General features: G+C 63.3%; 20 protein-coding genes. 9 read left to right on the forward strand and 11 right to left on the reverse strand.

Features of this window, described 5'->3' with window-relative positions; genetic code table 11:
• Positions 1–219 precede the first annotated feature (219 nt).
• On the forward strand, positions 220–666 hold the full coding sequence (locus HXS66_RS14140; protein ID WP_176503893.1) for a hypothetical protein: 447 nt from the start codon (positions 220–222) through the stop codon (positions 664–666).
• 45 nt (positions 667–711) lie between these two features.
• Complete coding sequence (locus HXS66_RS14145; protein WP_176503894.1) at positions 712–1,401, forward strand: hypothetical protein; 690 nt, start codon at positions 712–714, stop codon at positions 1,399–1,401.
• A gap of 129 nt (positions 1,402–1,530) precedes the next feature.
• Here the strand turns inward: HXS66_RS14145 and HXS66_RS14150 are convergent, their stop codons facing one another.
• From HXS66_RS14150 to HXS66_RS14170, 5 genes are all read right to left on the reverse strand, one after another.
• Entirely contained in the window at positions 1,531–2,355 is an 825-nt protein-coding gene (locus HXS66_RS14150; RefSeq protein WP_176503895.1) for an ABC transporter ATP-binding protein, read from the reverse strand.
• Complete coding sequence (locus HXS66_RS14155; RefSeq protein ID WP_255303275.1) at positions 2,352–3,509, reverse strand: iron chelate uptake ABC transporter family permease subunit; 1,158 nt, start codon at positions 3,507–3,509, stop codon at positions 2,352–2,354. The genes HXS66_RS14150 and HXS66_RS14155 overlap by 4 nt, the downstream gene beginning before the upstream one ends.
• The gene (locus tag HXS66_RS14160) at positions 3,506–4,558 is read right to left on the reverse strand and encodes an iron ABC transporter permease (protein WP_176503896.1); all 1,053 of its coding nucleotides are present in this window, start codon (positions 4,556–4,558) and stop codon (positions 3,506–3,508) included. The genes HXS66_RS14155 and HXS66_RS14160 overlap by 4 nt, the downstream gene beginning before the upstream one ends.
• Complete coding sequence (locus HXS66_RS14165; protein ID WP_255303277.1) at positions 4,518–5,582, reverse strand: iron-siderophore ABC transporter substrate-binding protein; 1,065 nt, start codon at positions 5,580–5,582, stop codon at positions 4,518–4,520. Before HXS66_RS14165 ends, HXS66_RS14160 begins: the two co-directional genes overlap by 41 nt.
• A 115-nt stretch (positions 5,583–5,697) precedes the next feature.
• The gene (locus HXS66_RS14170) at positions 5,698–7,890 is read right to left on the reverse strand and encodes a TonB-dependent siderophore receptor (RefSeq protein WP_176503897.1); all 2,193 of its coding nucleotides are present in this window, start codon (positions 7,888–7,890) and stop codon (positions 5,698–5,700) included.
• Positions 7,891–8,373: 483 nt separating this feature from the next.
• On the opposite strand from HXS66_RS14170, the gene HXS66_RS14175 reads away from it, so the two are divergent.
• The 5 genes from HXS66_RS14175 (at position 8,374) to cydC (ending at position 16,136) form a co-directional block, all read left to right on the forward strand.
• The gene (locus tag HXS66_RS14175; protein ID WP_255303278.1) at positions 8,374–9,657 is read left to right on the forward strand and encodes a histidinol-phosphate transaminase; all 1,284 of its coding nucleotides are present in this window, start codon (positions 8,374–8,376) and stop codon (positions 9,655–9,657) included.
• Between the two features lie 626 nt (positions 9,658–10,283).
• Complete coding sequence (locus HXS66_RS14180) at positions 10,284–11,690, forward strand: cytochrome ubiquinol oxidase subunit I (protein WP_141392484.1); 1,407 nt, start codon at positions 10,284–10,286, stop codon at positions 11,688–11,690.
• 4 nt (positions 11,691–11,694) lie between these two features.
• Positions 11,695–12,693, forward strand: a complete 999-nt coding sequence (gene cydB / locus HXS66_RS14185; protein WP_077375744.1) for a cytochrome d ubiquinol oxidase subunit II — start codon at positions 11,695–11,697, stop codon at positions 12,691–12,693.
• Between the two features lie 97 nt (positions 12,694–12,790).
• Complete coding sequence (cydD, locus tag HXS66_RS14190) at positions 12,791–14,440, forward strand: thiol reductant ABC exporter subunit CydD (protein WP_255303287.1); 1,650 nt, start codon at positions 12,791–12,793, stop codon at positions 14,438–14,440.
• The gene (gene cydC, locus HXS66_RS14195) at positions 14,421–16,136 is read left to right on the forward strand and encodes a thiol reductant ABC exporter subunit CydC (RefSeq protein WP_255303279.1); all 1,716 of its coding nucleotides are present in this window, start codon (positions 14,421–14,423) and stop codon (positions 16,134–16,136) included. The genes cydD and cydC overlap by 20 nt, the downstream gene beginning before the upstream one ends.
• Positions 16,137–16,258: 122 nt before the next feature.
• Here the strand turns inward: cydC and dkgB are convergent, their stop codons facing one another.
• The 6 genes from dkgB to trxA all read right to left on the reverse strand — a co-directional run bounded on the left by dkgB (position 16,259) and on the right by trxA (position 22,376).
• Positions 16,259–17,065 carry a 2,5-didehydrogluconate reductase DkgB gene (dkgB, locus tag HXS66_RS14200; protein WP_141392489.1) on the reverse strand — a complete coding sequence of 269 codons (807 nt, stop codon included), beginning with the start codon at positions 17,063–17,065 and terminating at the stop codon, positions 16,259–16,261.
• Positions 17,066–17,240: 175 nt separating this feature from the next.
• The gene (locus HXS66_RS14205; RefSeq protein ID WP_176503898.1) at positions 17,241–18,251 is read right to left on the reverse strand and encodes an alcohol dehydrogenase catalytic domain-containing protein; all 1,011 of its coding nucleotides are present in this window, start codon (positions 18,249–18,251) and stop codon (positions 17,241–17,243) included.
• A gap of 73 nt (positions 18,252–18,324) precedes the next feature.
• A complete protein-coding gene (locus HXS66_RS14210; RefSeq protein WP_176503899.1) occupies positions 18,325–19,239 on the reverse strand; it encodes a TIGR03571 family LLM class oxidoreductase in 915 nt (304 codons plus the stop codon).
• 108 nt (positions 19,240–19,347) lie between these two features.
• The gene (locus HXS66_RS14215; RefSeq protein ID WP_024952175.1) at positions 19,348–20,529 is read right to left on the reverse strand and encodes an MFS transporter; all 1,182 of its coding nucleotides are present in this window, start codon (positions 20,527–20,529) and stop codon (positions 19,348–19,350) included.
• A 212-nt stretch (positions 20,530–20,741) separates the two neighbouring features.
• A complete protein-coding gene (locus HXS66_RS14220; protein WP_176503900.1) occupies positions 20,742–21,860 on the reverse strand; it encodes an L-dopachrome tautomerase-related protein in 1,119 nt (372 codons plus the stop codon).
• A 192-nt stretch (positions 21,861–22,052) separates the two neighbouring features.
• On the reverse strand, positions 22,053–22,376 hold the full coding sequence (gene trxA / locus HXS66_RS14225) for a thioredoxin (protein WP_077375765.1): 324 nt from the start codon (positions 22,374–22,376) through the stop codon (positions 22,053–22,055).
• A 408-nt stretch (positions 22,377–22,784) separates the two neighbouring features.
• Here trxA and HXS66_RS14230 point away from each other — a divergent pair, with 408 nt between their 5' ends.
• Together HXS66_RS14230 and HXS66_RS14235 are read left to right on the forward strand one after the other, a co-directional pair.
• On the forward strand, positions 22,785–23,234 hold the full coding sequence (locus HXS66_RS14230; RefSeq protein WP_176503901.1) for an ArsR family transcriptional regulator: 450 nt from the start codon (positions 22,785–22,787) through the stop codon (positions 23,232–23,234).
• 104 nt (positions 23,235–23,338) lie between these two features.
• On the forward strand, positions 23,339–24,442 hold the full coding sequence (locus HXS66_RS14235) for an ArsJ-associated glyceraldehyde-3-phosphate dehydrogenase (protein ID WP_176503902.1): 1,104 nt from the start codon (positions 23,339–23,341) through the stop codon (positions 24,440–24,442).
• Position 24,443: the final 1 nt, after the last annotated feature.

The following is a 24,443-nucleotide window of genomic DNA, read 5'->3' on the forward strand; positions in this document are numbered from 1 at the left end:
TATAAGGTTTTGTGCAAGATGGGCAAGTAAATCGGAATCCTGCATTGCACCAATTTGACGAATTTCTCCCTTTCTTGCACCTCGGTGAAGTCAGTCGAGAGTGAGTGCTATCCAGTGGCCAGTGAGAGAAATCCAGAGATATTTTTGATGCACAGTTGGTTGTTTTTATAATATCGTATAGATAATATGTGGTTATACTAAATAATAGATGGATAAATTGTGGATAAAGGTAAACTCAAAGGCTTGGTAGGCGACTTATATAATATTGTTAATGAGCTGGAAGAAATGTTCCCCGGACGGCATTTTACGCCAGATGGCCATATGGTAGGGAGTCTAGGAGAGTGTCTAGTTGCCAATGCTTATAATCTAGAACTTTTGACTGCTTCCAACAAAGGGTATGACGCTATCGCCAAGTGCGGTACCAAGATCGAAATCAAGGCAACACAAGCGAAATCGGTTGCATTTCGCAGTGAGCCCGAGCATGCAATTGTGATCAAGATTTTACCCGATGGTAGCTTTGAAGAAATCTATAATGGCCCGGGGTCGTTAGTCTGGCAGCAGTTTGCTGAAAAGAAATTACCTAGTAACGGGCAGTATCAGATTTCTCTTGCAAAACTGAAAGTGATGAACAAGTCAGTACGTTTTGAAGAGCGTATAAGGCCGTAATATAAATGCATTATGCATATGTCAACCTTCTATGAGTAGTTGATCATGGCACTTTCACAGATGCAAATCATCCAATCCTTGGGTGAGGCGATGGCCTGGTTCGAGCGAGAACTGAACTGGGGCGTGCCACCGACTGAACTACGTCATCTCTGCGGTCGCATTGGTGAACTTTACGCTGCATTGATCACCAATGGTCAGATGGCGACCGAGGTTAATCAGCGTGGCTATGACGTGGTAAGCGGTGACGGTGAGCGAATCTCGGTCAAGACCACTGCGATGATGGGCGGTGGAGGCCATGTTGCTTTCAATCCCCGCTCGCTGGAGGAAGTGGAGCGCATCATCATCCTGCGTATCAATACGGAAGAGATGCAGATCGAGAAGTTGCTGGATGCCACAGTGGAAGAGGCCCGGTCGTTGATGTCACCGGAGCGCGCGGGCAAACAGAGCATCTCGTTGTCTCGACTGGCCAAGACTACGAAGCCACGCAGCGAGCTGAAAGCCGTGCGTGAAGTCATGTTCGCATCTTGTCTTGTTCGCGAACTTGAGAACGGCAGCATCGAAGTCGAGCGCGATGATGGTCAGGGGATGCAGGCAGTGAGCCCTGTTCAGCCAGTGCTGCGTGAATTGGCAAGACAACTGCATCTGCCGCTGGTCAATGGCAACGGAAATCCGCACAACACTCGTCAGCTGGGTAGTCTGGTCATCAAGAGTCTGAGTGAGTCGTCGCATATCTAGTCGCGAGAGAGTCATCATATGAAGCGCTGAACAAGGGGCCATGGCGGCCCCTTGTTCAGTGATACCGATTCTGATGTCTCATGTGGACTGTGTTGCATTGAATGTGCCCTGGCCTATCCAGCAGCGTGATCAGCTCGACATGGCTTCGTTCTTCGCGGCTTTCATCCCATGACGCCCGACGGGCACCATCATCGGCTTGCCGGTGACGGGGTCCGGGGTGATGTGGCTTTCCAGCCCGAATACCTCCTTGACCATCTCGCGTGTGAGTACCTGTTCGGGCGGGCCGCTGGCATGAATCTGGCCGTCTGACATGGCGATCAGCACATCCGCGTAACGTGCGGCCAGGTTCAGTTCATGCAGCACCATCACGATGGTGGTGCCGCGAGCGTGGTTGAGGTCCGTCAGCAGGTCGAGCACTTCCACCTGATGATTGATGTCGAGGAAGGTGGTGGGCTCATCCAGCAGCAGAATGTCCGTCTGCTGGGCGAGCGCCATGGCAATCCAGACACGCTGGCGTTGGCCGCCGGAGAGTTCATCCACCGCGCGCTCGGCGAGTGCGGCGGTGTCGGTGGCGTTGAGGGCTGCCAGCACCGCGGTGTCATCGTCACGCGTCCAGCGCTGGAACAACCCTTGATGCGGGTGACGCCCTCGGCTGACAAGATCCAGCACCGTGATGCCTTCCGGGGCGATCGGTGACTGGGACAGCAACCCCAGCTGGCGGGCCAGTTGGCGCGCCGGCAGGCGGTGGATCGACCTGCCATCCAGCAGCACCTCGCCCCGCGAGGGGGGCAGCAGGCGCGAGAGCGTGCGCAGCAGGGTGGATTTGCCGCAGGCATTGGCGCCGACGATCACGGTGATCTCGCCCGGAGCGATGTCGAGGTCTATCGACTCGAGCACCGGCCGCTCGGCATAGCCTGCCGTCAGGCCATTCACGCACAGGGAAGGGTGGGTCATGAGGAAACGACTCGCTGAGATGACGGGCGGTGAGGAGCGGAGGAGGAAGATGGCGGCGTCGGCTGCCTGCCGCGTCGTTGTCTGCGCCCTGAGGTGCCCGGCCCTTGATGTTCCCGCATCAGCAGCAACAGCAGCACCGGTGCGCCCAGCACGCCTGTCACCACGCCCACCGGATAGCGCGCAGGCAGCAGGAACTGGCCGATGAAGTCCGAGACCAGCATCAACAATGCCCCGATCAGGGCGGCCGGGATCAGCATGGAGCCGCGTCGCCGGAACAGGCGCGTCGCGATGGGCCCGCTGACGAAGGCGACGAAGGCCACCGGGCCGACCACCGCCGTGGCGCAGGCGACCAGCCCGACCGCCGAGAGAATGATGATGAAGCGCGTGAGCGAGAGCCGCACGCCGAGACCGCTGGCCATGTCATCGCCCATGCGCATGACGTCCAGATGCCGGCTCATCATCAGCAGCAAGCTGCCCAGCAGGCCCAGTGCCACGGCAAGTGGTGGTAGCTGACTCAGGGTGATGCTGTTGAGGCTGCCGGTCATCCAGCGCAGCGCTTCCTGCAATGACCAGCTGGGCGCCTGCGTCAGCAGATAGGCGGTGATGCTCTGCAGCATGGCGCCCAGTCCGATACCGACCAGTATCAGCCGTGCCCCGGCCACCCCCTTTCGCCAGGAGAGGGTGTAGATCAGCAGCGCCACGCCAAGCGAGGCGGCAATCGCCAGCAATGACACCAGCGTGCCGCTCAGCGACAGCATCACGATGGCGAATACCGCCGCCGTGCTGGCGCCGGCACTGATGCCGATGATGTCCGGACTGGCCAGCGGATTGCGCAGCATGGCCTGGAAGGCGGCGCCGCCCAGTCCGAAGCAGCAGCCCGCGAGAATCGCGACCAGCGCCCGCGGCAGGCGCAGCTCGGTGATGATGAAGCTGGCCCCCGGCACGTTCTCGCCCAGCAGTACCTGAAGCACCGTGAGTGGGGGAATGAAGCGCTGTCCCTGCATCAGGACCAGGCTGAAGACGGCGAGCACCACGGCCAGCAATCCCCAGAGGGTGAGGCGGCGCTGGCGCTGTCGGGCACGCCGCAGGCGCGTCAGGGTGGCACGCGAGGTGTGATGAATCGCAGACGAGGCGTCAGGCAGGAGAGGGCTCACAGTGATTTCACCTTGTGGCGACGGACGATCCAGATGAAGAACGGTGCGCCGACCAGTGCCGTCATGATGCCCACGTCCAGTTCGGCGGGGCGTGCGATCAGACGTCCGAGAATGTCCGCCGAGGTCAGCAGTAGGGCGCCGGCCAGCGCCGAGAGCGGCAGAATCCAGCGGTAATCGCTGCCCACCATCAGGCGACAGACATGCGGCACCACCAGCCCGACGAAGGCGATGGGGCCACATACCGCGGTGATGCCACCACATAGCAGAATCGCGCCCAGTGCCGCCATCACCCGCACCCGCGCCACGCGTTCGCCCAGCCCGCTGGCCATGTCATCGCCGAGCGCCAGCAGGTTGAGTCGGCGCGCCGAGAGCCCGCAGATCAGCAGGCCGCTGAGCAGGAAGGGCAGCGCCGGGGTGATCTGTGCCCAGGTCGCGCCGCCGACACCGCCGATCAACCAGGACTGGATCAGCCCGCCGATGTCAGCGCGCGGCAGGATGATGGCCGTGCTCAGAGAGCTCAGCGCCGCGGAGATGACGGCCCCGGAGAGTGCCAGGCGCAGCGGGGTCGCGCCGCCACGCCCGAGACTGGCGATCAGATAGACCACCACGGCGCTCAGTCCCGCCCCGAGAATGGCCAGCCACAGATAGTCGCTGGCCTGCTGGATGCCGAACCAGGCGATGCCGATCACCACGGCGAGTGCCGCCCCGGCATTGACGCCGAGCAGCCCCGGGTCTGCCAGCGGATTGCGGGTCAGGCCCTGCATCACGGCGCCCGACACGCCCAGCGCCGCCCCGGCCAGCATGGCCAACAGGGTGCGCGGCAGGCGGCTGGCCACGGCGGCCTCGGCCATCGAATCCAGCGAGCCGTCCAGCAGCCCCGTGATGTCGGCCCAGTGGGTCACCCGCGCACCGAAGGCCACCGACAGGGCGAGGCTTGCACACAGCGCCAGCCACAGCAGCAGAGTGCCTAGCCAGCGCCGCTGACGGCTGGCCGACAGCGGCGTGAGATCACTCGCCCTTGCGGGCGGCGACGGACAGCTGGTCAACATAGTCGTCGAGTACCCAGGGAATCGAGAGAGGTGTGGGGTTGGCGGCAGTGCCCATCGGGCCGTTCTCCAGCAGCACCACGGCGTCCTGCTGGATGGCGGGCAGGCGGGAGGTCAGCAGATGCTCGTTGAGGCGGTCGATCAGCGGCTGGCCACCGTAGGTCAGCACGATATCGACATCGGCCAGCTCATCGAGGCGCTCGGCGCTGATCTGACCGGCAAAGCGACCCTCGACGGCGGTCTCGCTGACGAATGGCGGCGAGACCATGCCCAGCTCGTGGAAGAAGCGCACTCGGGCATCGTTGTCGTTGTAGAAGGCGATGCGACTCAGATTGGTGGGGTCGATGTGGCTGATCACGATGATCGACTTGCCCTGGATCTCGGGATGATCCGCGATGTTCTCGGCGATCCGGGCCTCGAGACGCTCGATCAGCGCCTCACCCTCGGTGGCCATGCCCATGCCGGCACTGTCGTGGCGGATCATGTCGCGCCAGCTGGAGGACCAGCGCGGCCCCGGACGTGCCACCACCGGCGCGATCTTGCTCAGTGTCCGATAGTCGGCCTCGCTCATGCCGGAATAGGCCGCCAGGATGACGTCCGGCTGGCTGGCGGCCACCGCTTCGAAATCGATGCCATCGCCCTCGTCGAACAGCGTGTACTCGCCGGCGTCAAGCTCCTCCAGGCGCGCCTTGACCCACGGCATCATGCCGTCAGCGTCGTCATCCCCGAAGGCCTGGCGCGGAAAGCCCACCGGTACCACGCCGAGTGCCAGCGGCACCTCATGATTGGCCCAGGCGACGGTGGCGATGCGCTGCGGCTTTTCCTCGATGACCGTCGTGCCGAAGGCGTGCTGGAGGGTGATCGGGTAGTGCTGGGCGTGCCCTGTCGCTGCCGAGGCGTCAGACGCGGATGCCGTAGAGGGGGTATCAGCGTGAGACGTCGCTGATGCCTGTGCCTGGGCGGCAGGCACGAGACTGGCGGCCATGATGGCCAGGCCAATGGCGCAGGAAAGTCGTGTGAGTCGCAAGGGAGAATCCTTTTTTCAATCGGGTCGCGGATGACAGCCCCTACATCGTGAGGGGCTGTCCAGAGGAAAGGCTGGCCATCGGAAAGGCTGGCCATGAGAAATGACGCGCCTGTCCTCAGAAGTCGTAGGTCATGCTCAGCAGGGCACTGCGCGGCGCACCATAGAGGTACTGGCTGTAGAAGCCTTGCTGGGTGTAGTACTCCTCATCGAAGAGGTTGGAGACGTTGAGCTGGGTGCTGAAGTGGTCATTGATGCGATAGCGCGCCATGGCGTTGGCCAGGAAGACATCGCCCTGACCGACCTTGGCGGTGCCGGTCGGGGTATCGGCGTCACGATAGGTGTCGCCCTGCCAGGTACCGCCGGCGCCCAGGGTCAGGCGTGACCAGTCACCGGGCAGCTGCCAGGTGGCGTAGACCTTGGCCTGCTGGCGTGGATAGCTGGTATTGAGCTGGGTGCCATCGGAATCCTCGGCATCCACCAGCGCGTAGCTGGCGGAGAGGTTGATGCCCGGGGCGACTTCACCGGCCACTTCCAGCTCGAACCCTTCCACCACCGCGCCGTCGGATTCGGTGTAGGCCTGATCGGTGGTGCCCGCGACATAGACGCCGGGGATCTCGACGGCCAGATTGTCCTGCTCGCTGCGGAAGACGGCGAAGGACACGTCAGCGCGATCATTGAACAGCTCGGCCTTCAGGCCCGCTTCATAGCTGGTGCCTTCCAGCGGATCGAGCAGGGCGCCATCGGGGGCGCGTTCGCTCTGGGTGTTGAAGATCTGCGTGTAGCTCGTGTAGGCGGTGAGGTTGTCGGTGATGTCGACGATCAGGCCAGCATAGGGCGTGAACTCGTCGTTGTATTCGTAGCTGCGCTCACCGCGATAGTCCTGGTCGATCTCCCAATCCGTCAGGCGGGCACCGAGTATCAGATGCACGGGGTCTGCCAGCGAGAAACGCGTGACGGCGTAGAAGCCTTCCTGCCTGGTCTCGGTGTCATCGCTCAGACCCCACTCGCCCCATTCGGGCTCGGCCAGTGCCGGGTCGTCACGATCGGTGAAGCTGCCCAGCGCCGGCACGCTGCTCGCCGGAGTGCGACTCCAGATCTCGTACTCTTCCTTCAGCTGCATGTAGCCGAAGCCCAGCTGATGCTCGCGACCGAACAGCTCGAAGGGACCTTCGGCGCTCAGGTTGAGGTTCTTCTGGGTCCGGTCTCCGCGGTAGTCCAGCAGATAGGAGCTGGTGGGCACCTGGCGGTTGGTGTCGTAGTAGAGGATGCCGTTGTCACGGTCGACGTAACCGCCACGGTAGTTGTAGGTCAGCCCGTAATTGGCGTCGCCGTGGCTGTAGGCGGCGGTCGCCTTCCAGCCATTGGCGAAGTAGTGGGTCAGGTCCGCGAAGCCACGCGTGTTCTCGGTAAAGAAGTGGGCCCACTCGGTATTGTTGGCGACTGACTGATCGAAATCAGTCCGCGAGCCGTCGGTGTAGTAGAGCGGCACGCCCAGATAGGCACCGTCCTGGTCGTAGCGCTGGTATTCGACGCCGACATTCAGTTCGGTATCCGGTGTCAGTTCCGCGGCGATCACGCCGTAGAGGGTCTCGCGATCATTCTCCACGTCATCCATGAAGCTGTCGGAGCGGTCCTTGGCGGCCACGAAGCGCACGCCGACCTTGCCGGCGTCATCCAGCGGCGTGCTGACATCCACCACACCACGGCGGCGGTCCCAGCTGCCCACGGCACCGGTCACGCTGGCGGCGGCTTCATCCAGCGGCTTCTTGCGCACGAAGTTGACGGTGGCGGAGGGGTCGCCCACTCCGGTCATCAGGCCGGTGGCCCCGCGAATCACCTCGACGCGATCATAGATGGCGGTGTCCCACTCGGCGTCACCGAAGGGCCAGAAGCTGCTGGTGTTGCTCTGCTGACCATCGAACTGGAAATTGCGGATCGAGTAGCCGCGCGACTGGAAGTTGGTGCGCGTGCCATCGAGACGATTGGAGGACACCCCCGGCAGGCGGTTGACGGCTTCCGTGGTGCTGGTGAGCGCCTCATCCTCCATCTGCTGGCGGGTCAGGAAGCTGATCGACTGCGGTGTCTCGCGCGGTGACAGCGTCAGGCCATTGGCGCGGGTGCTGGCGCCGACCGTGTAGTCACGGGTCAACTCGGTGGTGGAGGTCTGCGCTTCACCGACGATGGTCATGGCTTGCAGCTCACGCGTCTCGTCAGCCGACACCAGGCTGGGGGATGCAGCGCTTGCCAGCGCGATGGCGAGGGTCAGTCGTGACAGCGGCAGTGCAGATGGCGCGGATGGATGTGACACGTTGGCGTTCCCTGAGTGCTTTTATAAGAATGATTATTATTCACTGTGAGGGGCGGCCGATGTTTTGCGAAATGCCATAAAACCTTTGCGCAGCGCCAGACTTTGCACGAATCGAGGAACTTTTCGCACGTCGATGCCCATGCTGCCGGCGTTGGTGAGAAGAACTGCTGAGAAGAACTGCTGAGAAGAACTGAAGGGAGGCATTGAAGAAAGGCGCTGGAGAGGTGCTGGATAGGTACTGAAGAGAAGTGCGAGGGAAGAGCCGGCGAAAAGCGGCCGGCGAAAAGCGGCTCGCTGATAACGGGCAAGGGAAAAGGGGCAAGGGAAAGACATGCCCGCCGGCAGTGGCCCCTGGCGGCGTTGCGAGAAGCGGGGCATCGGGTTACGGCGGCGCAACCGCGCGATGGATTGTGAGGCTTACGAAAGTCTTATATGTTGGTTTTGCTCATAAAGTATCAATAAATATAACGACAAGGACATGACATGACTGACGTTTCAGAGGCGGTGGTAGCAGAGGCGGTTGGGCCACAGCAGAGCCTTCATGAGCAAGGCATGACAGGGCAGGGCGCCGGCGAGACGGCGCGCAAGGCGCGGCCGGCGTCTCCCTCACGGCGCGGCTTTTTGGGCATGAGTGGCGCAGCGCTTGCCGGTGCGGCCCTCGGACAGTTCCTCCCCGGCATTCCGCAGGCCTTCGCCAAGGAGGCCCCCGCGACGGCGGCCACGCTCACGCCTTCCGCCAAGGCGCCGGTGCGACTCAACTACAACGAGAATGCCCTCGGCATGGCCCCCTCGGCGCAGCGTGCGGCCTCGGCGTCCATCGCGCATTCCAATCGTTATCCCTTCGCCCATATGGGCAAGTTGCAGTCACTGGTGGCGACGCATCACAAGGTGACCCCTGAAAGCGTGCTGTTCACGCCGGGCTCTTCCGATGCGATTCGGGCCAGCGTGCTGGCGCATGCGACCCCGGACACTCAGCTGGTCATCCCGGAACTCACCTACGGCGATGGTGCCTTGTACGCCGGCTTCTATGATCTGGCGATCAACAAGGTGCCATCCTCGCGTGAGGACTGGTCGTTCAAGCTCTCCGACATGCAGCAGGCTGTGGCGGACCACGCCGGCCCGTCCATCGTCTATCTGGTGAATCCCAACAACCCGACCTCGACCATCATCTCCAGCGATGCGCTCTACGCCTGGGTCAATGCCAGCCGCTCCGACACGTTGTTCATCATCGATGAGGCCTATGCCGAATTCGTCAATGACCCGGCCTTCCGCTCTGCGGACAGTCTGGTGGCGGGGGGCGCGAAGAACGTGCTGGTGCTCAAGACCTTCTCCAAGATCCACGCCATGGCGGGGCTGCGGGTCGGCTATGCGGTGGGCGATGCCGAGCGTCTCGAGCATGTCTCGCATTACGTGGAAGATGACGCCATGACATTGTCCTACCCCGGGGTCATGGCGGCGACGGCCTCGATGCAGTCACCGGAGTTTCTGGCCCACAGCAAGCAGAGCAACGACGAAGCGCGTGCCATCTTCACCGCGACGCTCGATGAGCTGGGCTGGGAGTATCTGCCCAGTCAGACCAACTTCGTCTTCCATCGCATTTCCAGGCCGCTCAAGGAATTCCAGGCGGACATGAAGGCGCGTCATGTGCTGATCGGCCGTGCCTTCCCGCCGGCAGACGGCTGGTGTCGCATGTCGCTGGGCACCCCGGCGGAAATGCACTACGTGTCAGCCGTGTTGCGCGAGATGAAGGCGAAAGGCGTGGTGTGATCCGCATCGGCTCTTGCTGAAGCCAGCAGAAACCGGCATGCATCGAGACACCCCGGCAATCAGGTGTCTCGATGTGTTCGGTATGGTTCGCTCGGTTCTCGCGTGACCTGCTTCTCTGTTCTAAACCTCCTCATTATCTTGACCCCGTTTCTCTGTCGCAAGGCGCTTCGCCGTTATTCGCTCTTGTACTTGCTTTCACATCCCAGATTATTCCCACAACATTCCCACTTGCGCTGATTCAACTCAGCGCTTGATATGGATCAAGTCGTGAAGGCCTGCAGGCGCTTATCATGGCGATTAGCGATCAAGGAGAGCTTGCCGCCTGAGGCAATGTTCATGGTCAAATATTGCGAGAAGACCGTCCTATTGAGTTTTTCTATATGGGGCATCGGGTCGCTGCGGCAATTTGTCCTGCGACAACATGCTATGCGACACCGACCTGCCAGACTTCTATGCTTGGACTCATGACCTCGTGAGTGCCGGATCATTTCTCTTTCGATGTGGGATATCTCCGAGAGATCTTTCCGCCCTCGATGCGTCAACAACTTGAAACCGCTGTCGGACAAGTTCCCGCCAGAAGGAACATGCCCAGCCATCCTGATGATCGTTATCGTGAGGAGTTGCCCATGGAACTGGATCCCGTGATCCTGTCGCGAATACAGTTCGGATTTGTCGTGTCATTCCACGCCGTCTTTCCGGTGTTCACCATCGGATTGGCTTCCTATGTCGCCTTGTTGCACGGTCTTTATTACAAGACCGGCAATGCTGCCTGGGACCGACTTGCCGCCTTCTGGGTGAAGGTGTTTGCCGTCGTGTTCGCCATGGGGGTGGTCTCGGGCATCGTGATGGCCTTCCAGTTCGGCACCAACTGGAGCAACTTCAGTTATGCCAGCTCCAACTTCATCGGGCCGATGCTCAGCTATGAGGTGGTGACGGCGTTCTTCCTTGAGGCGGGCTTCCTCGGCGTGCTGCTGTTCGGGCGTGGCAAGGTGCCGGAAGGGGTCCATCTGTTCGCGGCCCTGATGGTGGCGCTGGGCACCTTCATCTCCGCCTTCTGGATTCTCTCCACCAACAGCTGGATGCAGACACCGGCGGGAGTGGAGATGGTGGACGGCCACTTCTTCGTCAAGGATTGGGCCGCTGCCATCTTCAATGCCTCCCTGCCGTATCGCTTCGCCCACATGGCGATCGCCTCCTTCCTGACCGGTGGCTTCGTGGTGGCGGGGGTGAGTGCCTGGTATCTGCTGATCGGGCGCGATGTCGACGCCAACAAGCGTGCGCTGTCCATGTGCATGTGGCTGCTGCTGGTGCTGGCACCGGCGCAGGCGGTGGTGGGTGACATGCACGGCATCAACACGCTGGAGCATCAGCCGACCAAGGTCGCCGCGATGGAAGGCAACTGGGAGACCCAGTCGGGCGCGCCGCTCCTGCTGTTCGCCTGGCCGGACAAGGAGGCGCAGATGAACCACTTCGAGATCGCGATCCCGAAGCTGGCCAGTCTGATCCTGACCCACGACCCCGATGGCGTGGTGCCGGGGCTCAAGGAGGTCGCACCTGACAAGCAGCCGCCGGTGTGGTTCGTGTTCTGGTCGTTTCGCGTGATGGTGGCGATGGGGCTCTTGATGATCGCCGTGGCCTTCATCGGTGTCTTCCTGCGCCGCGATGGCAAGCTCTATCGCTCACGTCCCTTCCTGCAGACGTTGCGTCTGATGTCCATCGCGCCGTTCTTCGCCGTGCTGGCGGGTTGGTTCGTGACCGAGGCCGGGCGCTCGCCGTGGCTGGTCTACGAGATGATGACCCAGCAGGAGGCCGTCACGCCGTCACTCACTGGCTGGATGGTGCTTACCACGCTGATCGGCTATTTCCTGGTCTATCTGGTGGTCTTCGTGACCGGCAGTTACTACCTGACCCGCGTCATCCGTGGTGGCATGCAACCGGAACTGCCCCATGACGATGTCGAGACCGCGATGCGCCCGCTGTCCGCCGCGCACGAGAGTCTGGACGATGATGCCAGCCGCACGGTAAGGAGTTGAGCTGATGGAAATGATCAATCTGACAATGATCTGGGCGCTGATCATCGGCTTCGGCGTCATGATGTACATCCTGATGGATGGCTTCGATCTGGGGGTGGGCATCCTGTACCCCTTCGCACCCGATGAGCACGCCCGTGACGTGATGATGAACTCGGTCGCGCCCATCTGGGACGGCAACGAGACCTGGCTGGTGCTGGGCGGGGCCGGGCTGCTGGCGGCCTTCCCGGCGGTCTACACCATCCTGCTGCCGGCGCTGTATCTGGGGGTCTTCCTGATGCTGGCGGGGCTGATCTTCCGGGGGATCGCCTTCGAGTTCCGCTTCAAGTCCTCGCGCAATCGTCACTGGTGGAACATCGCCTTCAGTGGCGGCTCCTTCCTGGCGACCTTCTGTCAGGGCGTGGTGGTCGGCGCCTACATCCAGGGCTTCGCCACCGAAGGGCATGTCTACGTGGGCGGCGCCTTCGACTGGCTGTCACCGTTCACCGTGATCACTGGGCTTGCGCTGGTGGCGGGGTATGCGCTGCTGGGCGCCACCTGGACCATCATGAAGAGCGAGGGCGAGGTGCAGGAATGGGCCTATCGCATCACGCCGAAGCTGCTGATCGCCGTACTGGTGGGCTTCGCGGTCATCAGCCTCTACACCCCGTTCGTGGATGAGTATGTGCGGGAACGCTGGTTCGACCATCTGGGCGTGTTCTGGGTCTTCCCGGTGCTGGCGCTGTGCTGTGCGGCGCTGATCTGGCGGGCGGTCAACAAGCGCCAGGAAGGGCAGCCCTTCGTCGCGACGCTGGGACTGTTCCTGTTCACCTATCTGGGGCTGATCTTCAGCAAGTGGCCGTATCTGGTGCCGCCGGACATCACCCTGTGGGACGCGGCCTCCGCGCCGGAGTCGCAGCTGTTCCTGCTGCTGGGCGTGCTGTTCGTCATTCCGATGGTGCTGGGCTACACCGCCTGGAGCTACTGGGTGTTCCGCGGCAAGGTACAGGGGGTCGGCTATCACTGAGTCACTCAAGGCCCCGGTCGGCAAGGCTGACCGGGGCACCCGGGAACGACGCCAGGCAGGCAGATGGCTCCGACAGCAGGCGACGCGAGAGCGTCGCCTGCTTGGGTTTGCGGCCTTGTCCGGGGTCGTGGCGGGTATCCTGACGGTCGCCCAGCTGGTACTGACGGCCTGGGTGATCACCGAAGCCATCGAGCATCCCGAGTCATTGGGGGCGCTGTGGTGGCCCTTCGTCGGCCTGCTGGGGTTGCTGGGTGCGCGGGTGCTGGCGAGTGGTGGTCAGGAGCTGCTGGCCCAGCGTGCCAGCCAGCGACTGCGACAGGCCATTCGTGGCGAGGTACTGACGGCACTCGAGACGCTGGGGCCGGTGCGCGCCGCCCAGTATCACAGCGCCGATCTCGCCCAGCGCTGGGTGGAGCAGGTGGAAGCCCTGGAAGGCTACTTCGCGCGCTTTCATGTGCAGATGCGTCTGGTGGTGATCACGCCGCTGCTGATTCTGGCCATCGTGGTCAGTCTGGACTGGCTGGCGGCCATCCTGCTGGCGCTGACCGCGCCACTGATACCGCTGTTCATGGCGCTGGTCGGCATGGGGGCCGAGTCGCTCAATCGTGACCAGTTCCAGGCGGTCGCGCGGCTGTCGCGCCACTTCGTGGATCGCGTGCGCGCCATCACCACCCTGCGCCTGTTCGGGCTGGGGGAGCTGGCGACCCGCGAGGTGACGCTGGTGGCCGATGACTACCGCAAGCGCAGCCTGCGCACCTTGCGGCTCGCCTTCCTGTCATCCGCGGTGCTGGAGTTCTTTGCCTCGGTGTCCATCGCCGTGGTCGCCATCTACATCGGCTTCGGCCTGCTTGGTGACATTCCCATCGGGCCGGCCGATGAGCTGACCCTCTTCAGTGCGCTGGTGATCCTGCTGCTGGCCCCCGAGTTCTTCCAGCCGCTGAGAACCCTGTCCCAGTTCTACCATGACCGCGCCTCGGCGCTGGCCGCCTCCGAGACGCTGATGGAGATTCTCGAGGCTGCCGACATGGCGTCGCCTCGCCACGCCGATACCCGCCCAGACGCGACGGGCGAGGTGATGTGTCTGACGGATGTCTGTCTGAGCCACCCTGAGCGCGGGCAGGTACTGGGCCCGCTGGAGCTGGCGCTGAGGCAGGGCGAGGTGCTGGTCGTCAGCGGGGCCTCCGGGGCGGGCAAGTCGACGCTGCTTCAGGTGATGGCCGGGTTCGTCGCACCGGACAGCGGGCAGCGTCAGCTAGCCCCCGCCACGCGTCTGGCCTGGATGGATCAACGTCCGCTGCTGATGCAGGGCAGTCTCGCCGACAATCTGCGTATCACCGCGCCGCAGGCCAGTGACGCCGAGATCATCACCGCGCTTGAGCGCGCAGGGCTCAAGGCCGAGCTTGCCGCCTTGCCGCAAGGCATCGCGACACCGCTCGGCGAAGGCGGGCGCGGGCTGTCCGGTGGGCAGGCACAGCGGCTGGCGCTGGCGCGGGTGTTTCTGAGCGATGCCTCGCTGGTGCTGCTCGATGAGCCCACCGCCAGTCTGGATGCCGAGACGGAACGTTATCTGATCGCGGGCTTCGAGTGGCTGAGCGCTCAAGGGCGGACCCTGGTGATCGCGACCCACCATCCGGCGCTGATTGCCATGGCGACGCGCCATCTGGTGCTGGAGGAGGGGAGAATCCTGCCAATGACAGCCACGGCGACAAGCCAACAGGAGGACGAGCGTGACGCATCCCGAGACTGACGGCGTGACCCTGCGCGAGGCGCTCACGCGTCTGGCCCCCTGGTGGCGCCTGCATGATCAATACCGTCGCCGTCTGATACTCGGCGTGGTGCTGATGATGCTGACGGCCTGTTCGGCGCTCGGCCTGCTGGCGGTCTCCGGCTGGTTCATCACCGCCTCCGCCCTGACGGGGGCTGCGCTGGCCGCCGGTGCGGGCATGACGCTGGATGTCTACACCCCGGGCAGCGGCATTCGGCTGTTCGCCGTCTCGCGCACCGTGTCGCGCTATCTGGAACGGCTCTACAACCACGACACCATCCTGCGTCTGCTGGCCAGCCTGCGCGGCACGGCCTTCGCCGCACTGGTGACGATGGACCCCGCGCGGGTAGCGGCGCGGCGTTCCAGTGACTGGCTCAATCGCCTCACCGCGGATATCGACACCCTGGATGCGCTCTACCTGCGCCTGGCGGCTCCGCCACTGATGGCGCTGGGTCTGATCGCGGTGCTGGTGGCGCTGGTCGCTGTCTGGCTGCCGACAACGGCGGCGTGGCTGGCGGGGTTCCTGTTGCTGGGCTGGGCCTGGCTGACGCTGGGGCAGGCGCGCTGGGGGCTGGCGGCCAGTCGGCGGCGCGTCACGACATTGGAGTCGTTGCGCTCGGCGCTGATGGAGACGTTGCGTGGTCAGGCGGAGCTTGAGGCCTATGCGGCGCTGGGCAGTGCCCGTCAGCGCCTGGATGAGATCGAGACCTGCCTGTTGAGAGATCAGTGGCGACTGGCGGTGATCACGGCCATCGGCAATGGCCTGGCCAGTCTGGTGATCGGTCTGTCGTGGTTGCTGTTGCTGGCGTCCGCCATGCAGGGAATGACGGATGAGCGACTGACACCGGCGGTGATGGTCATGCTGCCGCTGGCGGCCATGGCCTTGAGTGAGGGGCTGGCGGGATTGCCGGCGGCCTTCACTCAGGCCGGTGCTACCCTGGGCGCTGCCGAGCGACTCAATGAGCTGTCCTCCGCCACGCGGCCGCTGGAAGGTCGGCAGACCCTGGCCAGCGGTGCCGTGCAGGTGCAGATCCAGCAGGTGTCGTGGCGCTATCCCGGTGCCTGGTTCGAGGCGCTTGACGAGATGACCCTCGAGATCACCCCCGGCACCCAGATGGCCATCTGCGGTGCTTCCGGCTCCGGCAAGTCCACGCTGGCGGCCTTGCTGACTGGCCAGACCCGGCTGCAGAGCGGCAGCATCACGCTCAACGGACAGCCCATCGACGCCTGCTCGCCCGAGTCACTGGCCCATGCCGTGGGATGCCTGACCCAACAGGTGGAATTGCTGGATGCCAGCCTTGCCGACAACCTGCGGCTGGGTGCGCGTCAGGCCAGTGATGAGGATGTCTGGCAGGCACTGGAGGCGGTGGATCTCGCCGAATGGGTGGCGCAATTGCCCCAGGGCCTCGCCACCCGAGTGGGTGAGGGCGGTCGGCAGGTCTCGGGCGGGCAGGCGCGGCGCCTGGGGCTGGCGCGCCTGGTACTGACGGATCCGGGGCTGCTGATTCTGGATGAACCCTTCTCCGGGCTGGATGCGCGCACGGCACAGCGCATGGCACAGCGTCTGGAGGGCTGGTTCAAGGCGCGTACGGTGATCTATCTGCTGCATGAGCATGACCTGGCATCGCCGCGTCCCGGTACGCAGAGCATCACTCGGGTCTGGCGGCTAAAGGATTGAGAGATTGCCGGCCGCGGCGTCGAAGTCTGTCGGCCAGTATCCTTGGACAGCAATGCAAAAGGCCTCCCGAGGGAGGCCTTTTCATTTCTCTGACGCGGCATCAGGCACAGGCCTGAGGGGCATCAGTCCCAGTCAGGGGCGAAGTCCGGGTTGGCGATGCGCTCACCGCGATCCAGCTCGGCGATCTTAGCCATGTCTTCACCGGTCAGTGACATGGAGAACGCCTCGAAGTTGCTCTTGATGTTCTTCGCCTTGGTGGAGGACGGGAAGGTGACAATGTCCTGCATCTTGAGCCATGCCAGGGCGATCTGCGCCGGGCTGGCGTCATGACGTTCGGCGATGGCCTTGAGGGTGTCATCGTCCATCACCTTGCCGACTGCCAGCGGCATGAAGGCAGTGACTTCGATGCCCAGCTCGTGGCACTTGTCGATCACCTTGCGGTTTTGCAGGAACGGGTGGACCTCGACCTGGTTGGTGAGCAGCTCGTCACGCCCCACGATGCCCACGGCACGTTCCAGCTGTTCGCAGGTGAAGTTGGACACCCCGATGTGGCGCGCCTTGCCCGCTGCCTTCAGCTTGGCCAGTACCGGCAGGTAATCTTCCATCGGCACTTCATCGTTCGGCGACGGCCAATGGATGAGCAGCAGGTCGACGTGATCGGTCTGCAGGCGTTCCAGGCTCTCCTCGACACTTTTCTCCATGTCACCCGGCACCAGGCGGTCGTGCCAGATCTTGGTGGTGATGAAGAGCTCTTCGCGCGGCACCTTGCTGTCGGCGATGATCTGTCCGACTTCCGCTTCGTTGCCATAGAACTGGGCGGTATCGATGTGGCGATAGCCGGTGTCCAGTGCGGTATTCAAGCTGTCACGCAGCGTCTCGCCCTCGAGACGGAAGGTGCCAAAGCCGGGATTCGGTAGGGTAGTCGACATGCAATAACTCCTGTTGAGCGCGCCCGATGTCTGGTGCAGTGAAGGGCGCGTATCCATGTGTGTTCCCCTCATGACTGGGGCTTGATCAGCGACATGACAACCACGCGACGCTGCATCAGTCCTGTGCCACTGTCGCAACAATCGCAACCAGGCCGCGTGCCTTCTGCCTTTCCGCTCATTCGTTGGCCGTGATCACGAATTTCAGCGCTCGGCGTTCGCCACGCTTCAGCTCGGCAAGGCAAGCCGGCAGCGCCGTGAATGATTCGATGCAGGGCGCCGGCTGGTTCAGGGTGCCATCGGCGATTGCTTCGAGCAGACCTTCCCCCGCCGTGACCAGGCGTGCCCAGTCCTCATCGTCACCCGCCCAGTGCAGTGCCCCGAGTGCGACTTCGTGTTGCGAGATGGCGCGATCGAAGGCCGGCGCGGCCGCCTGCTCCAGACGGTCCTGGATACAGACGATATGGCCGTTGGCCCCCAGGTGGCGGGTCATCTTGCGGGCGTGATCCCCATTGACGGTATCGATCACGGCGTAGACCGGGGCGTCCAGCTGCTCGGCGTCCGTCAGGGTCTCGTCGGCGCCCAGCACCTTGAGGTCCGCGTGGCGCTTCTCGGAGGCGACGGCGAAGACGTGGAAGTCGCGCTGTCGGGCCAGCTGGATCAGCCAGCGGCCCACGCTGCCGGAGGCACCGGTGATCAGCAGGCGTCGCCCGGCCTTGACGGGCAGCTTCTCGATGGCGAGCCATGCGGTCAGCGCCGGGCAGGGGAAGGCGGCGGCGTCATTGAAGCCCAGGGTAACGGGCAGGCGCATCACGGCCCGCGCCGGTACGCGCAGACGCTTGCTGAAGGTCCCCGGCCCCGCCAGGGTGGTGTGGACCGCGATGCGGTCTCCGGGGGAGACGTGGGAGACATTCGCGCCGCAGGCGATCACCTCACCCGAGGCATCGACCCCGGGAATCTGACCGGCTTGCCACAGCTCGCTGTCCATCGCCATGAACTTCCAGTCGACGGGATTGAGGCCGATGGCACGCGTGGCGACCAGTACCTCGTCATCTCCCGGTGCGCCGATGTCCACCTCTGTCTGCTCGAGCGCCTCAGGCTCTCCCGGCCCCTGCCATACCCAGGCGGGCGCTCGGGTGGTGCCGTGACGGATGTCTTGCGGGGTGGTGCTTTCCGTGGAATCTGACATGGGATCTCCTTCAAGCATGAACGGTGAATCCTTTCCGCCATGGTGGGGGCAGGTCAGTGCGACCCGTCAGCCCTCATGAAAAGTGCGGCAGTACCTCACGGCCCAGTTCCTCGAGGGTTTCCGTGAGCGGGCGGCGATTGCGACGCAGATGGAAGCCGATGTGATTCACTCCGGCATCCTGCATGGCTGACAGTTCTTCCATGAGGGCAAGGCGGCCACTCGACAACCCGAAGCGATGACGACGCACCGGGGCGTGAGGGTCGTCTTCCAGATTGAGGTGGATGAAACTGACGTAGGGCTTGTCGCCGGCGACCTGACGCCAGAGCGCCACGCGACGGATGTGATCCTGTGGCGTGCCCGGGTAGGCCAGCCAGCCGTCCATCTCGCGACCGATCCACTCGGGCGTCTGCTGGGAGAGCCCGGCACTCAACAGCGGCGGACGCGTCGCGGCAGGCAGGATGGCCTGACCGTCGCGCAAGGCGTCATCCGCCTGGCCCTTGATGACGTCCACCGCATGGCGAAAGGCGGCACCGCGGGTGGTGAACTCCTCACCGAACAGCGGGTATTCCGCCGGTCGGTCGCCACTGGCGACGCCCAGCAGCAGGCGGTCTCCGCTCAGGGCCTGCACGCTGGCGGCGGCCTTTCTCACCAGCCACGGCTGGCGCAGCGGCAGCACCGCGGCGGCGGTGCCCAGCAGCAGGTTGTCGGTGTGACTGGCCAGATAGCCCAGATAGGTGAACAGCTCGAAGACCTGGCCGGCATCGCCGAAGGCGGGGTCAAACAGCGGCACGTCACGCAGCCAGGCGGCGCGGAAGCCGAGTCTGTCGACCTGGCCGATCAGCTCGGCATGGGCGCGCATGTCAGGGACGCCGAAGGGTGTGGAGGGGGCTCTGTCAGTGCGCACCCAGTCATTGTCCAGGGGCAGTTCGACGCCGAGGGTCAGGGGGCCCTGGGTGAGGCGATCCAGCGGGCGGGTCGGGGAGATCATGGTGGACTCCTTCAGCAAGCAGGTGGGTAGACGACAGTGCCCCCGAGCCAGCAGGCTGAGCTGTCGGAATCGAGGGCACGTCGTGATGGCGGTAGGCTGCAGGGCGGATCAGGCGGTCGCGATGGAAGACGCGTGACGCTTGTCGAGGCGACCGGCCAGCAGGGTCAGCAGCAGGGCGGCGGTGACGATCAGCGCGCCGATCCAGGCGGTGTCGGTCAGGGCCATCCCGGAGACCACCTGGCCGCCGACGATGGAGCCCAGCGCGATGCCGATGTTGAAGGCCGCGATGTTGAGGCCGGAAGCCACGTCAACGGCCTGCGGCACGAAGCGTTCGGCCTGCTGCACGACGTAGACCTGCAGTCCCGGCACGTTGCCGAAGGCGAAGGCACCCCAGATCAGGATGGTGATCACGGCCGTGATCGGGTTGGCGGCAGTGAAGGTCAGCACGCCGAGGATGACGATCAGGCCACCGAAGATCAGGGTCAGGGCGCGAATCGGGCCCATGCGGTCAGCCAGCTTGCCGCCCTGGATGTTGCCGATGGCCACCGAGACGCCGTAGACCAGCATGATCAGACTGATGGCGCCTTCATTGAAGCCACTGACGTCCTGCAGCAGCGGAGCCAGATAGGTGAAGGCCGTGAAGGTGCCGCCGTAGCCGAGAATGGTGATCAGGTAGACCAGCAGCAGGCGCGGATGGGTCAGCACCTTGAGCTGTTGGGCGAAGGTGGCCGGTACGTTCTTCTTGAGATTGTTGGGCACCAGGATGGCGCTGCCGATCAATGCCAGCACGCCGAGCACCGAGACCACGAGGAAGGTGGCGCGCCAGCCGAAGTGCTGACCGATCCAGGTGCCCAGCGGCACGCCGGTGACCAGTGCCACGGTCAGGCCGGTGAACATGATGGCGATCGCACTGGCTTCCTTGTCCTTGCTCACCAGGCTTGTCGCGATGGTGGAGCCGATGGAGAAGAACACCCCGTGGGCCAGGCCAGTCAGGATGCGCGCCGTGATCAGCGAGCTGTAGCTGGGTGCCTGCCAGGCCAGCAGGTTGCCGGCGATGAACAGCGCCATCAGTCCCAGCAGCACCAGCTTGCGATTGAAGCGGCCGGTCAGGGCGGTCAGCACGGGGGCACCGATGGCGACACCGACGGCATACAGGCTGACCAGCAGGCCAGCGGAAGGCAGAGAGACGCTCAGATCCTGAGCGATGGTAGGCACCAGTCCGACGATCACGAATTCGGTGGTCCCGATGGCAAAGGCGCTCAACGTCAGCGCCAGCAGGGCAAGAGGCATGGCAGTTCTCCATCAGCAATGGGTGGGTCTTGGATGCTGTGCAGTCTGCCGTGGTTGAGTTTTGCGATAAACGGAGTGATTCGCAAAAGACCTTTGTGATTATTGAAAATATGCGCGTGTGGACATGGCCTCCGCCGTTCAGGGGACCAACATGACAACGCCCGCACTCCACTGAAGGAGCACGGGCGTTGTCGTGTCGAGAGGCTGCTGGCTCAGTCGTCCGTCGGCCAGACCTTGTAGATATGGTAGGGCGGCTGGCCCTCGTCCTCTCCGCCTGCGAAGGGCGGCGTGCTGTCCAGCTGATTGACGGTGACATACAGCCAGCCGTCAGCGGCCATGCGCACGCCATCCGGCCAGTCGAGGCGCTCGTCGCGGACCAGCGGCGTCAGTTTGCCGTCCGCCCCCAGCACATCCAGCCCATGCTGATTGAGGTTGGTGAAGTAGTGGATGCCCCCGGCGGTATCCGCACCGTCCGAGATGGGCTTGTCGCCGACGCGCGTGATGGCGGCGGCAATGGTGTCGTGATCGGCACCTTCACGCAGCAGTCTGGCCGGGACGCTGTACCAGCTGTGGCCGGTCATGGCACCGAAGAAGACCGTCTCGCCGTCATCGGACAGGGTGATCGGGTCAACGCCCACCTTGGCAGGCTTGCCATTGAACGGGATGTCACGGCCATCGATCTTCAGGGTGGCGTCTGGCTCGGCTTGCAGCGCGGCGTGTTGGCTGAATCGGGACGCCTCGCCGGAGGCCAGATCGACGGTGATCAGGCCCGGGTTGGCGATATCGGCCAGATACGCCACGCCACGACTGCGATCCACTGCCAGGTCCTGCACGAAGCTGCCTTCAGGGGCGATATCAGTGGGCAGGGTCAGCTTGGTGATCAGCTTGCCCGAGGCAATGTCGAAGCCCCACAGGCGGGTCTTGCCCAGATGCAGGCCCATGTCGGTGATCCAAAGGCCTCCCTGGCCGTCCTGATAGATGCCCAGCGGGGAGTCGATGGTGGCGTCGCTGTAGCGGCCGGCGTGGGTCTGGAAGGCGGGTGAGGGCCAGGCACGATAGCTGTTCTGTCCGGTGATCTCGACCAGCTGCACGTCGTGATCGCCATCCATCGGGTGGATGGTCGCGAAGACTCGTCCAGCGGGTGTCACGGCGACGTTGCCGGGACGTATCTGCATCACGGCCACCGAGCGCATCTCACCGTAGGCCGGGCCGGGTTTGAGTGACGAGGTGGTGGCGGGCAGGGTGGAATGGCCGGTGGCGCAGCCCGTCAGCAGGCCTGAGAGCAGGGCGAACACGCCCAGATATCGGGTCGAACGGACGGCGTTGTGCATCAATGCTTCCTTGTCTGGTGAGGCGGTTGTGACGGTCGTCTTCAGCGTCTCGTTTCGGGAGACGGCATGTTTCATCGCCTACAATTATCAATGAAATCAGACAGGTAGGGTAACGCAAGTCACAGTGCTGTCCAAAAAAAACGCCCTGCGAGAGGGCGTTTTCGAGGCCGGGAAGATCCGGCGCTGATGTGATCAGGCGTGACGCGCGATCATGGCATCGAAGTTTTCCTTCGGCTGCACGCCGGTCAGGGCTTCGATCTTCTCGCCGGACTTGAACAGGGCGATGGTCGGCAGGCCGCGGACGCCGTTCTGCGCAGCGAGATCCGGTGCATCGTCGACATTGATGGCAACGACCTTGAGGGCGTCACCCTGTTCTTCGGCGATGGATTCGACGATCGGGTCGAGCATCTTGCACGGGCCGCACCACGGCGCCCAGAACTTCACCAGCACCGGCTGCTCGCTCTCGATGACTTCCTGGGTGTAGTTGCTGTCTACCACTTGCGCAAAATCAGCCATTTGACTCTCCTGTGCATCCCTGAGGATGCGTGATTCAGATTGGCACCGCACGTGCCGGATGGGCACACACTAACGCCCCGGGACTTTCGTTCGCAAGCGCATTCTCTCATGTCAGCAGAAACATATGCGTGCCGATCAAGCAACAGTGAGGGCTTGCGGCGACCGCTGGCGAGGAGGATTTTCCGCCTGTCTTCTCTTCTCTTCTCTTCTGTTCTGTTCTGATACCGAACGAGCCAGGCGAGTGACGCCAGCGAGTGACGTCAGCGTGTGACATCAGTGAGACATGCACGCCGTCACGCGGCTGACATGAGAATGTCACTTGATATATGGAAAAACGTATATATGATTTTCCATATATCAGATCGTCACCGATCTCGCGTCTCTCGCACTCTGCCCAAGGAAGCTGTCATGAAGTCGTCAAGTCGCGATGCGGCGCTGGAGGATGGCGCTGCCGCTTCCCTGACCCCGTTGGGGATATTCAAATGTCTGGCCGAAGATACCCGCTTGACCATCATGCAATTGCTGAGCGAGACGGGAGAATTGTGTGTCTGCGAGCTGATCTGGCTGCTGGAGCAGCGTGAGCAGGACATGCCGGCACACGAGACGCCCCACGCAGGTGGAGAGCGCCCCGGTATCTCGCAGCCCAAGGTCTCGCGCCATCTCGCACAGCTGCGCGACTGCGGACTCTTGAGCAGCGAGCGACGCGGCCAGTGGGTGTATTACCGGCTGAGCCCCGCCATGCAGGGCTGGCGGCACGCCATCCTGATGGCGGCCTGCGAGGCACAGCAGGAGGAGGTGGCGCGCTGGCGTCAGTGGCTGGCGGCCATGCCCAATCGTCCCGAGCGCTGCGCCAGTTGACGCTCCTGCCAATATCCATCGCAGGCAGGAGGGCGTCTGCCCAGCCCCCCGCCTGAAACACGTCACACCCCTGATCCTACCTTGACCCTCACGAGGAAATTACGATGCCTGCTCATGATGCTCCGTCCTACAGCGCTTCACTGACGCTGCCCGCTGGCCTGCCACCTCTGCGTATCGGCATCAATGGCTTCGGCCGTATCGGCCGGCTTGCGCTGCGCGCGCTGTGGAAGCTGCGCGAGGATGTCGCGCTGGACGTGGTACGCATCAATGACCCGGGTGGCGATGCCGCAACTTTCGCCCATCTGCTGGAATTCGATTCCGTACATGGCCAGTGGTCGCCGGGCGTGGGAATCACCAGTGACGATGAGAGCATCATCATCGATGGTCAGCGCACGACGTTCTCCAGCCAGCGTGAGATCGGCGATACCGACTGGTCGGGCTGCGATGTGGTAATCGAGGCCTCCGGCAAGAAGAAGAGCACCGAGGTGCTCAATGCCTATCTTGAACAGGGCGTGGCGCGTGTCGTGGTCTCCGCGCCGGTCAAGGAAGCGGGCGTACTCAATATCGTCATGGGCGTGAACGATCATCTCTATGATGCCCAAACGCATCGCATCGTGACGGCGGCCAGCTGTACCACCAACTGTCTGGCGCCAGTGATCAAGGTGATTCAAGAGCAGTTCGGCATTCGCCATGGTTCCATGACCACCGTGCACGACATCACCAATACCCAGACGATTCTGGATGCGCCGCACAAGGATCTGCGCCGTGCGCGGGCCTGCGGCATGAGCCTGATTCCGACGACCACCGGCTCCGCCAAGGCGATCAGCGCCATCTTCCCGGAGCTGGAAGGCCGCCTGAACGGCCACGCCATTCGCGTGCCGCTGGCCAATGCCTCTCTCACCGACATGGTGTTCGAGCTCGATCGCGAAGTGACGGTGGAGGAGGTCAACCAGGCGCTGCAAACTGCGGCAAAAGGCGAGCTTTCCGGGGTGCTGGGGTATGAGACACGCCCGCTGGTGTCGATCGATTTCCGTACCGATTCCCGCTCCAGCATCATCGATGCGCTCTCGACCATGGTGGTCGCGGGGACCCAGCTCAAGCTGTACGCCTGGTACGACAACGAATGGGGCTACGCCAATCGCACCGCGGAACTGGCACTGAAAGTCGGCCTGGGTGATCTGACCGACGCCAGCACACAGGAGCGCTGAC

It is taken from the genome of Cobetia sp. 5-11-6-3 (assembly GCF_013374055.1).
GTDB lineage: Bacteria > Pseudomonadota > Gammaproteobacteria > Pseudomonadales > Halomonadaceae > Cobetia > Cobetia marina.